At 47.2% G+C, this 14,632-nt stretch carries 10 protein-coding genes; 4 read left to right on the forward strand and 6 right to left on the reverse strand.

Annotated features, from left to right (window positions below; all coding sequences use genetic code 11):
- Window positions 1–24 precede the first annotated feature (24 nt).
- On the forward strand, window positions 25–999 hold the full coding sequence (locus tag CXK86_RS17605; protein ID WP_076251315.1) for a ring-cleaving dioxygenase: 975 nt from the start codon (window positions 25–27) through the stop codon (window positions 997–999).
- Window positions 1,000–1,149: 150 nt separating this feature from the next.
- Here CXK86_RS17605 and CXK86_RS17610 read toward each other — a convergent pair whose 3' ends face one another.
- The 3 genes from CXK86_RS17610 to CXK86_RS17620 form a co-directional block, all read right to left on the reverse strand.
- Window positions 1,150–1,857, reverse strand: a complete 708-nt coding sequence (locus CXK86_RS17610) for a stalk domain-containing protein (RefSeq protein WP_036612085.1) — start codon at window positions 1,855–1,857, stop codon at window positions 1,150–1,152.
- A 270-nt stretch (window positions 1,858–2,127) separates the two neighbouring features.
- Window positions 2,128–2,973 (reverse strand): hypothetical protein, encoded by an 846-nt coding sequence (locus CXK86_RS17615; RefSeq protein WP_076251313.1) that lies wholly within the window; start codon window positions 2,971–2,973, stop codon window positions 2,128–2,130.
- A 198-nt stretch (window positions 2,974–3,171) separates the two neighbouring features.
- Window positions 3,172–4,449, reverse strand: coding sequence for a methyl-accepting chemotaxis protein (locus CXK86_RS17620; protein ID WP_036672371.1), 1,278 nt, complete (start codon window positions 4,447–4,449; stop codon window positions 3,172–3,174).
- Window positions 4,450–4,784: 335 nt separating this feature from the next.
- On the opposite strand from CXK86_RS17620, the gene CXK86_RS17625 reads away from it, so the two are divergent.
- On the forward strand, window positions 4,785–6,218 hold the full coding sequence (locus CXK86_RS17625; protein WP_047841890.1) for an aspartate ammonia-lyase: 1,434 nt from the start codon (window positions 4,785–4,787) through the stop codon (window positions 6,216–6,218).
- A 120-nt stretch (window positions 6,219–6,338) separates the two neighbouring features.
- Here the strand turns inward: CXK86_RS17625 and rpoN are convergent, their stop codons facing one another.
- Window positions 6,339–7,643: an RNA polymerase factor sigma-54 gene (gene rpoN, locus CXK86_RS17630; RefSeq protein WP_076251311.1), complete on the reverse strand. Its 1,305-nt coding sequence runs from the start codon at window positions 7,641–7,643 to the stop codon at window positions 6,339–6,341.
- Between the two features lie 128 nt (window positions 7,644–7,771).
- Entirely contained in the window at window positions 7,772–9,319 is a 1,548-nt protein-coding gene (pruA, locus tag CXK86_RS17635) for an L-glutamate gamma-semialdehyde dehydrogenase (RefSeq protein WP_076251309.1), read from the reverse strand.
- Window positions 9,320–9,727: 408 nt separating this feature from the next.
- On the opposite strand from pruA, the gene CXK86_RS17640 reads away from it, so the two are divergent.
- A complete protein-coding gene (locus tag CXK86_RS17640) occupies window positions 9,728–10,651 on the forward strand; it encodes a proline dehydrogenase family protein (RefSeq protein WP_076251307.1) in 924 nt (307 codons plus the stop codon).
- Window positions 10,652–10,876: 225 nt separating this feature from the next.
- Here the strand turns inward: CXK86_RS17640 and CXK86_RS17645 are convergent, their stop codons facing one another.
- On the reverse strand, window positions 10,877–12,430 hold the full coding sequence (locus CXK86_RS17645; protein ID WP_076251305.1) for a collagen-like triple helix repeat-containing protein: 1,554 nt from the start codon (window positions 12,428–12,430) through the stop codon (window positions 10,877–10,879).
- Between the two features lie 450 nt (window positions 12,431–12,880).
- Here CXK86_RS17645 and CXK86_RS17650 point away from each other — a divergent pair, with 450 nt between their 5' ends.
- Entirely contained in the window at window positions 12,881–14,590 is a 1,710-nt protein-coding gene (locus CXK86_RS17650) for a sigma-54 interaction domain-containing protein (protein WP_076251303.1), read from the forward strand.
- Window positions 14,591–14,632: the final 42 nt, after the last annotated feature.

Below are 14,632 nucleotides of genomic sequence, written 5' to 3' on the forward strand. Positions count from 1 at the left end.
CCATTTCATCTAGGAGGAATTATTATGCAAATCAAAGGACTTCACCACGTATCCGCTCTAACAGCACATGCCGATCAGAACTATCGTTTCTACACCAACATCATGGGTCTGCGCCTCATTAAAAAAACAGTCAACCAGGATGACGTGTCCGTCTACCATCTCTTCTATGGCGATGAGAAAGGCAATCCGGGTACCGAACTTACCTTCTTCGAGATTCCGATGGCCGGACAGACTCGTGAAGGCGTGAACAGTATATCTGGCACGTCACTGCGCGTTCCAAGTGATGCAGCACTGACTTACTGGCAGCAGCGTTTTGACGAATTCGAAGTCCCACATGGAGAGATTGTTGAACGGGGTGGTCGTGCCACGCTCTCGTTCACAGACTTTGAAGGTCAACGTCTGATTCTGGTCTCGGATGAAAACAATACAGGTGTCGCTGGTGGTAAACCATGGGATCAGAGCCCTGTGCCTGCCGAGTATGGCATTGTAGGTCTTGGCCCTATCCATCTTACGGTAAAAGATGCTTCCCTTACCGCTCCGGTTCTTACCGAACTGCTCGGTTTCAGAGCTAAAGGAAGTTATCCTGCCTTTACTCCAGGTCAACCTGATGTACTCGTTTTTGAATCCGGTGAAGGTGGCAGCGGCTCCGAGGTGCATGTTGAGGAACGGAATGACCTTGCCCAAGAGCGTCCTGGACGTGGTAGCGTACACCACGTTGCGTTCCGTGTGGATAACGAAGAAGAACTGAAACAGTGGGTGGAACGGGTTCGTAACTTCCAATTCCCTAACTCCGGTTTTGTAGATCGCTTCTACTTCCGCTCCCTATATTTCCGTGAAGCAAACGGGATTCTGTTCGAACTTGCAACCGATGGTCCGGGATTTGATACAGACGAAGAATTGGAGCATCTGGGTGAATCGCTTGCTTTGCCTCCATTCCTTGAAGGTCGCCGCGCCGAGATTGAAGCCAATCTCAAACCGCTGGATACCGTCATTCGTTAATATTCGTAACAAAAAGAAAATAAAAAACGATGTTCACCAGGCAGCTCTGAATACCGGATACGGTTCAGGAATCGCCTACTGAATCATCGTTTTTTTATGTTTATGCTTGCCTTGCCCCTTCTGTAAGGTCGCAAACTTGCAGATTGTGTTTTACTTCGTCAGATACGATGTTGTGAGCGGTACAAACAGAGCTGAACCCGGATCTTCAGATACAATCTCTACATAGACAGCGTCTGTACCTTTAACATCCACATCTAGACTCATCATACCGCTTTCTGGAGTGATATTGAACTTTTTGAGTGTCGCGAGATCCTGATCATAGATATGAATCTCCTGATTTCCTTTCAGCGCGGCAAGTTCCAAGTGCAGAGAAGAATACTTTTTACCCGTATTAATCTGGATATCATCCCCCTGTTTCGTAGGATCATTATGCAGATAAACATCCTTGTAATCCTTGCCTTTATATGTGGTATCCTTAGGATCTTTGGTGTGCCAAGCGGTAGATCCCAGTACGGATGTTCCAAGTGCACTCAGCGTTACTTTTCCGTTGGTTACGGGCGCAGATCCATTCGTTCCGCCAATCAGGACGGATGAAGTTGCACTGTCATAAGTGATCTCTGTCCCAAGCAAAGATCCCACAGCACGCACAGGCAAATAAGTCGTTCCGTTGTAAGTGATAGGCAACACTGTTTTACCATTGGCATCTTTGGCTGTCACCGTGGCACCATTCATTTTTAGCGTAATCTTGCTGTTCAGATAGGCTTTAATCTGTTCCAGTCCTGTTGCTGCGAGTGCACCTGTTCCGATCCCAATTGTTAATGTGCCTACCATCAAACCCAGTACAACTTTTTTCTTCATCAAAATCCCTCCTGAATGTTAAAATGATTTGTCCTTTATACATTTAAACGACTAAAGTGATAATGTCAATTGTTTACTGCATTTTTAGTACACATTGCCTATTTCAGGGCAGCACAAAACGAGGCTGTATGTCCCCATTTTTTTTTCAGCCTCGCCCTGTTTCCCACTGTCCGTATACGGAGTAAGGAAGATATTCTTGTCAGATGTTCACTTAACTTGACACTTGAGAACATTCAATTCCCGATGCACTATGATATCAACAGGTTGATATCAATCAAAAGATTCATAATATTCTTCTTCATACACTTCCATGCTGTACTTCAAATCTACGGCCTTCCACTCGCCATCTTGATACTCATAAGTGAATGTCAGATCACCCGCATATAAAGCCGCACCGTAAGATCCTGCTGCTGATACGACAAGCTGGCCATCCTCTACACTGTAATAGGTAACTCCACCGAATCCCAACTCTTCGTTATATACGCCGCCACTCGTATCTTCCTCGATCCGTAAAGGTTCTGTTTGAACGCCATCAACGGAGACATCAACATCCACACGGTCTGATCTAACTGTAACTTTTGACTTCACATGCTGTTTCGCAATCTCATCCAGAGATTGCATCTTCATCTCTTCCAGCGTTACCGGATTAATGATACGTGCTTGTCCCAAATAAATACCTGTTCCATGACCTTCCGTGTACAAAACGATAATTTCTTTCTGGCCGTCTCCATTCAGATCCAGCTCGTGCACTTCGGGTTTGTAAGACCCGCCTTCTCCCTGCCAATCACTAAATTCTTGCACTTTGCCGTCCACTTCCAAAATCATTCCGTTATATATATATCCTGAACCCTCAACTTTCATAGGGTATAATCTGACCTTCTCATTCTCTGGAGCTACCGAAACGTATTCCTCTTTCACGGGAATGGATTCCTGTGTTGTCTTCGCTGTGTCATGCAGTTTATCTATATTGGAAGCCTCGACCACTTCGGTCTGGCTGGATTGATCATCTATGTTAAGCTGTTTTTGCGATTCATTCATGGTTCTGGCAGCCGAAGTTGTACTAATCGTAGCTACCGCCAGAATAATCATCAGCAGGATACCTGTCCAAGTTTTCAATATACTGGGCTCCTTTATCTGTTGTGATAATCCTATTATATCTTCATTTATCGCCTGCAAGTTGCGAATTTGTTAATCTTTCATAAAATAATCTTTACAAATTTTCGTTTTCACGAAAGAACGTTCGGCTTTAACCAGAATAAGCAAATTATCATGCCAAAACTGTTCTCCAAAAACAAAAAAAATCCCGAACACAGCTTAAGGCTGCATCCGGAATGCTTTGGTTTTGTCCAATAACCGATCGGTTAATTGTCTCAGTTCTTCAGCCGAAGATGAAATCTCCTCCATGATGGCTGTCTCTTCGTGTGCGGCATCCATAATTCGTCTCGCCTCATCCGAGAACGATCCGGCTTTCCCCTGGATTTTCTTCACATGACCGTGCGTTTGCTCCACGCGACCGGTCTGTTCTGCAATCTTGGAACCGATATCATGCGCACCCTTCATAAATACTTCCACTGTTCCTGTCAGTTCATGCAACGTCTGATCCACAGAGACGGTCCGCTCCGATTCATTAACCACGAGACCATGCTGCTCATGAGACAGTTGGGCTGTCTCCCTGATCCGCTCTTGCACACGACTAATCAGCTCATTAATACGGTGTACCGATTCCTTACTTTCGTCTGCCAGCTTGCGGATCTGCTGCGCCACGACTGCAAAACCAGAACCCTCTTCGCCAGCTCGTGCAGCCTCAATGGAAGCATTCAGGGCAAGTAACCCTGTTTCCTCTGCGATGTTTTTGACAGACTGGGTAATTACCTCGATATCGGAGGCTTCCTTCTCCAGCAACAGCATAATGTCGCGGGAACGATTGTGCGACTCGGCCAGCTCGTCCATCCCTTTCATCAACGATGAGAAAGTCTGTTTGGTATGATCCACCGATCGTTCCATCTGACCGGACATCTCTGTCATATCCATGGACTGGCTATGCATACGCTGGAAATCGTTCAGCATCTCATCCGCAGTGATCAGAGATTGATGGGAAGTGACCTTCTGCTCTTCTACGCCTACCGCAATATGATCCACCGCATCCGACATCATCTCGATCTGTTCGGCGGCCTGGGTAATTGCTTCACTCAGAGACTGTGCGTTCTGTGAAGTCGTTCTTGTACTGTCTGCAATATCATTTACAATGCTTCGAAGGTTAGAAACCATTGCGCGAAAAGCATCATATAATACAGTAAGTTCATCCTGCGTGCGTCGCTGCGGAATCTCGGTTGTCAGATCTCCCGCTGAAACCTGCTGTGCAGCCCGGGACAGGTGAACGATTGGACGAGTCAGCCAGCGTGAGGCAAACCATCCCAGAATCCCGTTCCAGCATACTCCCATGATCAGGATAATCGATATGTATACCCAATTCGGAATATCTAACGTAACCCAGTCTTTGACAAAAAATATAAAAAAGCCGCTAGTTCCGTAGGTAATAATCGAAATCAGTACCAGACCTGCGACAGTCTTTGCTCCTAAAGTCCATTTCATGTGCACACCCCGTAGTCCTTTTTTCCTATTTTACCAATCAAGTACCAAATTTCATGTGATATACATCACTGAAAACGTTCTATTTCCCCTCATACTTGCCGTTCATGCATGACTTCTCTACCATATAGCGCATAATGTATAAGACAAGCTTGGCCACTCCTCCCTTTCTTAAAAATTGAATAATATTCCATTTAATATCCCTAATTTTATTTATTATCGGCACAAGAGGCCAAATGATTTAGATTGGCATCCATTTTGCTTAAATGATATACTGAGTGCGCTTCAGCAACGCTGAAGCCGAACTATTTTTATTGATGCCACTGGAGGCGAACGAGATGTCTACTATGTCCACACGGACGGAGAAAGATTTTATCGGTGAAAAAGAAATCCCGGCTTATGCTTATTACGGAATTCAGACGGTACGGGCCGTGGAAAACTTCCCGATTACCGGCGTTCCGGTACACCGGGAGCTGATCACGGCTCTGGCTGCGGTGAAGAAGGCAGCAGCGATTACCAACATGGAGTTGAAGATGCTGCCGAGCAAGATTGGCGATGTGATCGTCATGGCAGCTGAAGAAATGATGAAAGGCCATCATCTGGATCATTTTATTGTAGACTCCATTCAGGGCGGTGCAGGCACCTCCATGAATATGAATATGAACGAAATTTTGGCCAACCGCGGGCTGGAACTGTTAACCAAAAGCAAGGGAGACTACTTCCATTGCAATCCCAATAATCATGTGAACATGTCCCAATCTACTAATGACGTGGTTCCTACAGCACTGCGCATTGCGGCGTACCAACTGTCGGAGACGTTACTCGCTACCATGAGAAGACTACAGGATGCGTTCCGTAAAAAAGAAGTGGAATTCAACGATGTGGTCAAGGTTGGCCGTACCCATCTTCAGGATGCCGTACCTATTCGCCTTGGACAAGAATTCGGAGCTTATGCCCGTGTCATCGGACGGGATATTGAGCGTCTTGAATTCGCCAATCGCCGCTTGCTTACCATTAACATGGGTGCAACTGCGGTAGGTACAGGACTCAATGCCAAACCCGAATATATCGTCAAGGTTACAGAGCACCTGTCAGCTGTTACCGGACTACCACTACAAACAGCTGAGGATCTCGTGGATGCAACCCAGAACACAGATGCCTATCTGGAACTTTCAGCGGCGCTGAAGGTATGTGCGGTTAGCCTTTCCAAAATCTGTAATGACATTCGCTTGATGGCTTCAGGCCCGCGTGCAGGATTCAATGAATTGCGCCTGCCACCGCGTCAGCCAGGTTCGTCCATTATGCCGGGTAAAGTCAACCCCGTTATGGCGGAAGTCATTAACCAGGTATCCTTCCAGGTGATGGGGAACGATCATACGATCTGTATGGCATGTGAAGCCGGTCAATTCGAGCTGAATGTCATGGGCCCAGTTATTGCGTTCAACTTGCTGCAATCGCTGAAAATCATGAATAACGGCATCGATGTTTTCACGCGTTATGCCGTTGAAGAGATGGAAGCTAACCGTGAGCGCTGCGAATTAATCATGAACCAAAGTTTCAGTATGGTTACGGCGTTGAACCCGCACTTGGGTTATAATGTGGCAGCTTCCATCGTGAAGGAAGCGCTCAAGACTGGACTTTCCTTGCAAGAGATTATTTTGGAACGCGGATTGCTGACACCGGAAGAACTGGAAGAGATTCTTCATCCGGAACAGATGACTACACCAGGGATTGCCGGAGAACACTTCCTGCGTAATATGGAACGTTTGTAGGTAATCAGGAAAACTGATGCAGCAACCCAAACACAAATAATTAACAAGAACCCTCGCAGACCGTTCATCCGGTTTGCGGGGGTTCTTGTATTCAGAGATGATAAGACGCCAGCTATTCGATTAAGCCCACCGTTTACGCTCAAGGGAAGGCAGAATCTGAAGTTCCTCCCTGTACTTGGCAACCGTTCTGCGGGAGATGACAATCCCCTCCTCGGCGAGCAGTGTGGCCAAATGACTATCCGAGTATGGACGCTGAGCCTGCTCCGTGCGAATGATTTCTTTTAATCTGCGTTTCACCGCTGATGCTGATGTTTTATCCCCTGACGTTGTACTGATTCCCGAGGCAAAAAAAGCCCTGAGTTCATATACACCATGTGGTGTCTCAATGTATTTACCGTTCACCGCACGACTTACCGTTGATTCATGCATGCCAATCTTCTCTGCAATAACAGCCAGATTGAGTGGTTTTAGCGCGGATGGGCCTTTGACCAAAAAGTGCTTCTGCTCTTCCATCACTGCCGCCAGCACACGCACTAAAGTCCTGCGCCGCAAGTGTACACTCCGAATAATAGCCCTCGCCTCTGCCACGCGGGTAGACCAGATTGTGTCCGGAGCCTCTTCCCTGATCCAGCGGAAGCATGCTTCATTCATCGATACACGAGGGTTACCTGCTGCATGCAGACTATAATGGACCTCACCGTTACGCAACCCGACAATGGCATCCGGAATAATGTAATGTGGCCGTTCCGTACATCCGATCGATCGACAGGGCTTGGGATCGAGACGTGTAATATAGTCATAGGCAATCTGAGCTTCCTGCGAAGTCATGCCTAATCGTCTCCCTGTTCTACCTGGGTGAAAAGGAACCAGTGCTTCCATTCCCGCTTCCACCATCCACTCCGCATTCAGCGCTGCTGATGGATCACGTCTAATCTGGAGCAACAGACATTCTTGCAGATTCCGCGCCCCTACACCAGCAGGGTCCAGCGATTGGAGAAGCTCCAGTCCCGCTGCAATCTTGCTCATCGGAAGCTCAAGTGTTGCTTGCACCTCTGCCAGTTCAACCGTCAGATAACCATCATCATTAACGCACCCTGCCAAATATACGGCCATATTTTCCAATTCGTCTGGAATTGTCATTACTCGAATTTGCGCAATCAGCAATTGTTCCAGAGTAGGTTCGGCACCTTTGGCCTGAAGCAACGGGTCATAGGAATCATACCTGCGCTGATCCATTCGCCGCGGAATCCGGGCGAGGGGCGCAGCTTGTTCTTCCAGTTCAAGTACTGGATTTTCCTCCGCTGCGTCCAGCAAGTAACGGGTCAGATCCTGGCCAGACATGGTTAGCAAATGAAAGGATTGTTTCATCTCCGGCGTGATGGACAGCCGAATACGTTGTTCCTGTACCAACTGAACACCTAACATCCGTTACCCTCCTTATGCCTTCGGCAATAAGCATCTGTGTTTCTTATACGAACAAAAGGATTTGCAGGGATAATAGCATATTATTCAAGTGAATGTAAGAAGTTTTTAATCGGATCATGGGTTTCTGTCTAATATTTCTCCGATACCAGCTTCGCCTGGGTAAACAGCAGCAGATAGTCTCTTCCACCTGCCTTGGAATCCGTGCCTGACATGTTAAATCCGCCAAATGGATGTGTGCCTACCAGTGCTCCGGTACATTTCCGGTTGAAATACAGATTACCCGCAAAGTATTCGCGTCTTGCCTGTTCCAGATGTTCACGATTACGTGAGATCACCGCGCCAGTCAGGCCATAGTCTGTATTATTGGCGATATCCAATGCATCCTGGAAAGATTCTGCTTTGATGAACGCAAGCACAGGTCCAAAAATTTCATCCTGAGCAATCCGGGCTTTTGGGTCCACATCGGCAATTATGGTTGGTTCAATGAAATAACCTTCAACGTTCCCTGTACCGCCACCGTGCACAAGACGCCCCTCACCCTTGCCGATTTCAATATATTCCGTGATCTTTGCATATGCCTTGTCATCGATAACCGGCCCAACTTGACTGCCAACTTCAAGTGGACTACCCATCGTCAGTTTCTGTGTCCGTTCAATCACTTTTTGCAATACTTCATCATATACATCCTTATGAATAATGGCACGGGAACACGCCGAACATTTCTGTCCTGAGAAACCAAATGCCGAAGCGGTAATGGACTCTGCCGCGAGTTCCAGATCACTGTCACTGTCTACTACGATGGAATCCTTGCCGCCCATCTCTGCAATAACCCGTTTGATCCACTTCTGACCTGGAGCTGTTCGTGCTGCACGTTCATTAATTCGCAGTCCCACATCTCGGGAACCGGTGAAGCTGATAAAACGGGTAAGCGCATGATCCACGAGATAATCGCCCACTTCACTGCCTGGTCCTGGTAAAAAGTTCACAACGCCATCCGGCAGACCAACTTCTGCGAGCAGCTCCATAAACTTGGCGGCAATCACCGGAGTTGTGCTGGCAGGCTTCAAGACCACTGTGTTGCCAGATACCAGTGCAGCCGAAGTCATGCCTGCCATAATCGCCAGCGGGAAGTTCCAAGGTGGAATAACAACACCAACACCCAGCGGTATATAACTCAGCTCATTATCTTCCCCTGCAATCCGCACGAGAGGCTGCGGTTCACTCAGTCGCTGCATATCCCGTGCATAGAATTCCATAAAATCAATGGCTTCCGCTGTATCCGCATCGGCTTCAGGCCAAGTCTTGCCGGCTTCATAAACCATCCATGCGGAGAATTCATGCTTGCGACGGCGCATAATGGCAGCTGCTTTGTATAGATAACGAGCCCGTTCATTCGGGTCAGTATGTTTCCATGTGTGGAATGTCTCCGCTGCTGTCTGAATGGCCTTTTCGGCCAATTCCTGATCTGCCTGATGGATCGTTCCGACGACTTGATTCTTGGCTGCGGGGTTCACGGAAGTTAACGTGCGGCTGCTTGTTATTTTTTGCCCACCAATAATAATCGGGTATTCCTGCCCAAGTTCAGCTTCTACCTGACGAAGTGCGTCTTCAAATGCTTCCTGGTTCGCCTGGACTGCAAAGGGTGTGAATGGTTCGTTAACAAAAGGGATATTCATCAATGATTCCTCCTTCAGGATGTGGGATTCGCTGGCTGCTCGCCTGAATTATTTTGCATGTTACTCATCACCAAATATATGTAGCAAAATCCGTGCCAACTCCGGTTGGGATTGAAATATTTTTCTCGTTAAATTTAACTAAAGAAAATTCACACGGGCCACTCCGATGACAGAATAACCTTCCGATCGCTGTTATCCCCAGATTTTTTGATTCCTTTTTATAGAGGGAAAATCCGGGGATAAAGGCGAGCGCTCCGCTTCTTCAGGTTCTTTCTGTCCTCTCCGTTTTGTGTAAATGTTTAGTCCAATTTAAATAGATAATTTTCATGAAAAATAGTAGACCATCGCCAAATCTGGCACGTTTCTTGCTTGAATTAAGTTAGCACAATGCTGAAGGAGGAAACGAAAATGAGTGTGGGAACGGAAATATATCGCAAAACCTTATTAACCGTGGCAGGCAACAAAGCTGTAGAGAACCTGTCCATTAGATATGGTAAGAAGCTGGCAGGCAAATTTATTGCAGGAAACACCTTGGAAGAAGCTCTCGAAGAGATCCACATACTCAATAATAAAGGCATTATGGCTACACTCGATCATCTGGGCGAAGGCATCACCCGCCTGAGCGAAGCGGCATTGTACAGGGATGAGTATGTACGCCTGGTAGAAGGCATTGCACGTGAAGGCGTAGACTCCAACGTCTCGCTAAAACCAACCCAGATGGGCCTCGCACTTGACCCGGAAGAGGGTTATCGAAATATCCGTACCGTTGCCACACAAGCCAAATTGCATGATCTATTTGTCCGAATTGATATGGAGGATAGTCCATTTACTCAAGCAACGCTGGATATTGTCCGAAGACTGCACTCGGAAGGACTGCATAATACAGGCACAGTATTGCAAGCCTACCTGCATCGCACCGAAGAAGATACGCGTGATATGATTCGGGAAGGCATCCGGCTTCGACTGGTTAAAGGTGCTTACAAAGAACCCGGATCAGTCGCCTATCAGAATACTTCTGAAGTCATTCATCAATTCAAAACGATGATTCGTAATCACCTCGATCAGGGTGTGTACACTGCGGTTGCCTCGCATGATGATCACATCATTAACTGGACGAAACAATACGCCAAGGATCGGGGAATCTCGCCGGATGCCTTTGAATTTCAGATGTTATATGGTCTGCGCATGAGCGAACAGGAACGTCTCGCCAAAGAAGGCTATCGCATTCGCTGTTACGTACCTTATGGCACTATGTGGTATCCGTACTATACCCGTCGTTTAGCCGAAAAACCGGCTAATCTCTGGATGGTCGTTAAGAATATGTTCCGATAGTTATTTTCCAGCTGGATCAATATATATGAAAAAGACAAAAGAAAACCATGTTGCCTCTTTCTTTCTTGGCACATGGTTTTTTCTGTACGAACACTTTACCAGAGCATTCAACTTTCCTTTTCTCCGGTTCTTCTCTTAATGTCTAAAAAATTAGCATCCCCAATTTTAAATGTCTATTTTTCTGGACACACCCATTTATTAATCAAAATTATAAACTCGAAAAGTTTAACTACTTAATTGTTGAATAAGGATAGAGGCATTGGCATTGGTCTGTGTTCCACCTGCTAGTGTTTGCAGACCAACAGCTGATGCGCTGGAATGGTTCCGTAATGTCAGCACATCACCGGGAGCAGCCGTAATAATGACCATGCCTGGATTCGGTTGAGTGCCAGCTCCTGAACCATAGACACTGCCACCTACAGGGGCTCCGTTTTGATAAAGGGTGAATTGGTTTGCCTGCACACCTGCAACGTTGAAAAACACCGCATAGTCCCCGGCATTACCAATAATAATCGCAGCGGTATTGGCCGTGTGAGTAATACCGGTAAGATTTGCGTTGCTGTCGAAGATTACATCCGCTTCAATAGCTACAGTTTGAGCTGATGTATTAAAAATGTAGGCGTACGAGGACAACCCTTGCCCTGCTGTACCAGTTGCTCCAGTGACACCTGTTGTTCCGGTGGCCCCGCTGCTTCCGGTTGCTCCCGTAACGCCCGTGGCTCCTGTCACTCCGGTGGCCCCGGTGCTTCCCGTTGCTCCAGAAATGCCCGTGGCTCCTGTCACTCCAGTAGCTCCGGTGCCTCCTGTTACTCCCGTAATACCCGTGGCTCCTGTTACTCCAGTAGCTCCGGTGCCTCCAGTTGCTCCCGTAACGCCCGTGGCTCCTGTTACTCCGGTAGCCCCGGTGCTTCCCGTTACTCCAGAAATGCCCGTGGCTCCTGTTACTCCGGTAGTCCCGGTGCTTCCCGTTACTCCTGTCACTCCTGTGGCCCCGGTACTTCCCGTTGCTCCCGTAATGCCCGTGGCTCCTGTCACTCCGGTAACCCCGGTGCTTCCCGTTACTCCAGAAATGCCCGTGGCTCCTGTTACTCCAGTAGCTCCGGTACTTCCCGTTACTCCAGAAATGCCCGTGGCTCCTGTTACTCCAGTAGCTCCGGTACTTCCCGTTACCCCCGTAATGCCCGTGGCTCCTGTTACTCCGGTAGCCCCGGTACTTCCCGTTGCTCCCGTAACGCCCGTGGCTCCTGTCACTCCGGTAGCCCCGGTACTTCCCGTTGCTCCCGTAACGCCCGTCGCTCCTGTCACTCCAGTAGCTCCAGTGCTTCCCGTTGCTCCAGTTACGCCCGTGGCTCCTGTCACTCCGGTAGACCCGGTGCTTCCCGTTACTCCCGTGGCTCCAGTTACACCCGTTGTGCTAAGCGTTTCTCCCAATAACTCTTGGGATACCAATCGGTGAGCCGCAACTAATTCGCCTGCGGCATTTTTACCCCATACGGATATTTGTGCTTCTTCAGCAGCCGTGTCTGAGGTTGAAAATACAAACTCAAAAGCATCAAAATTCCCATTATAAACTTTGGTGATGACCTGATTAGGTGATACATTGAGCAGTTCTTCTACATATAATGTTCTGACTCCATTAAGGTAATAGCCCCGAAGAAGCACCGTGAACATTTCTGTCGCATTCCGGTTATCGATTTTGACCGTAACGGATTGAGTTGGTCGGATCCCCGTTATTCCTGAAATATTATTCTCAATGGGCCCAGTTGATAGAATGGCCATTTCATCACCCTCCTTTGGTTCTTCTTCATGCGGATGGCCTTCATATAGCATTATTCAGAAGTTTCTTAATGGTGTGGACAATTCATGTTCTATATGAATAATCACCTCAACTGCCGTGTAACAGATTGAGAAATCACAGCTTAATAAGGTAACTCAAATGTCATTTTTAATAACTCAACCCTCACTTTAAATTACTGAAGGGCTCATACAAATTAGCATTAATTCCTTAAAATAATAGTAAAAGGAAATATCAGAAATGAAAATTCAACATCGATCTCCTCTGTGCCGACAACATGTATGCTTCATGTCAAAAAATATATACACACCTCATTTGGAAAGTTATAATATGGGTAACCATCATTCTCCAGTCATTTCATATGTAGATTACTTGTATGTAACTCGTGTAAAGAAGTCGTTTCCAAAAGTTATGTTCTAACTGAGGTGATATCGATGAAACATTTACTTCCAGAATTAATGTCTTTATTGCGTACGGATATGGATATTCTGGATAAAGACCTCTCCACACTTACCATTCCGTCCTCAACATCGTTGGTAGATGCCTTCTGCTTATTCAACACATCTTCTTATTTATTCATTCAGGATGATGGACCCCTATTGGGATATATCGCCGTATCCGATGTTTTGCATGCCATGATGCATGCGCATCGCCTAATAGAAGCTTATTTTGAGACCACACTGGAGACAGCGGGTTCAGCTCTGACATTAATTAATGAAGATGCCAAAGTGGCCTACTGGACAACTGGCGCGGAGCATGTTTTTTCGATCAGCAAAAAAGACATCATCGGACAACCCGCAGCGGACTTTTTCCCTCCAGATCGGCTACAGTCTCTCAAAACGTTGTATACCGGCGAAACGGTCTACCGCAAACAGCATCAGCCACGGCCCGACCTCTTCGCGCTGATTAATGCTCGTCCTGTCCAACTGGATGGACATATTGTGGGTGCAGTTGCTGCCGAAGTGGATATAACAACCGAAATCCGATTACATCAGGAACTATTACATATGACATCCAAAGTTCAACATCTGGAAAAAGCCGTTGCTCGGCTACGTCCCGAATTAGATCCATTTGCCAGAATCAAGGGCAGCAGCCCGGTCATCAAGCAGTGCATGGAGACCATTCGCAAGATCAGTACCACCTCAGCAACCGTACTTATTCTCGGGGAGAGCGGCACAGGCAAGGAGTTATTCGCCAAAGCCATTCATGATCTCCGTGAATTGCAGAGTGCACCGTTCACCGCTATTAACTGTGGGGCAATCCCTGCTTCCTTGTTCGAAAGTGAGTTATTCGGCTACGAAAAAGGCGCCTTCTCCGGAGCAAATCCCAAAGGCAAAAAGGGCAAGATTGAGCTTGCCGAAGGGGGTACTCTTTTTCTGGATGAGATCGGTGAGATGCCATTGGAATTGCAAGTGAAACTGCTTCGGGTGTTGCAGGAGAAGAGTTACTTTCCTGTGGGGGGAACGCGTATGAAGCAGGCCGACTGCCGGATTATCGCAGCAACCAACCAGAATCTAATGAGTATGATTGCCCGTAATCAATTCCGAGAAGATCTCTACTATCGGCTGAATGTCATTAACCTTGTCATCCCCCCTCTGCGTATGCGCAAGGAAGATATATATGAATTAACCCAGACGTTCCTTCAAGAATTCTCATTGCTCTATAACCGTCATATTGAGTTGGTTCCACCTGAAGTGTTCAAGTTGCTGTTCCAATATGATTGGCCAGGCAATGTGCGTGAATTACGAAATGTGATCGAACGCCTGACCATTCTGACGACAGATGGTGAGGTGAAGCAGGAATATCTGCCCGATACCCTCACTTCCCTCACCATGCAAGAACAGTCCGAAATTCAACTGGCATCCGGAATCCATTCACATGCCAACAACGAATATCAGCAACGTCAGGATTCGGCGGGAGCAGAACAAGAACCTCGAACGGTTGCAAATGTGGACGAAACAGAACCTTCGGATGATTCCGAACTTGTCTCCGGTGTTACCTACCAGCAAAAATTGGACACCTATGAAGCGCAACTTCTAATTCAATATCTGAAAGCAGCAAGTGGTAACAAACGAACACTGGCCAAGCAACTTGGCATCTCCAGGGCAACGCTCTATAATCGCATGAAGAGGCTTGGTCTATGACCAGCCTCTTCTTGTCGTTATTATCGGTATATGAATGAATAG

Origin of the sequence: Paenibacillus sp. BGI2013, assembly GCF_002843485.1 — a bacterium.
Lineage (GTDB): Bacteria > Bacillota > Bacilli > Paenibacillales > Paenibacillaceae > Paenibacillus > Paenibacillus amylolyticus.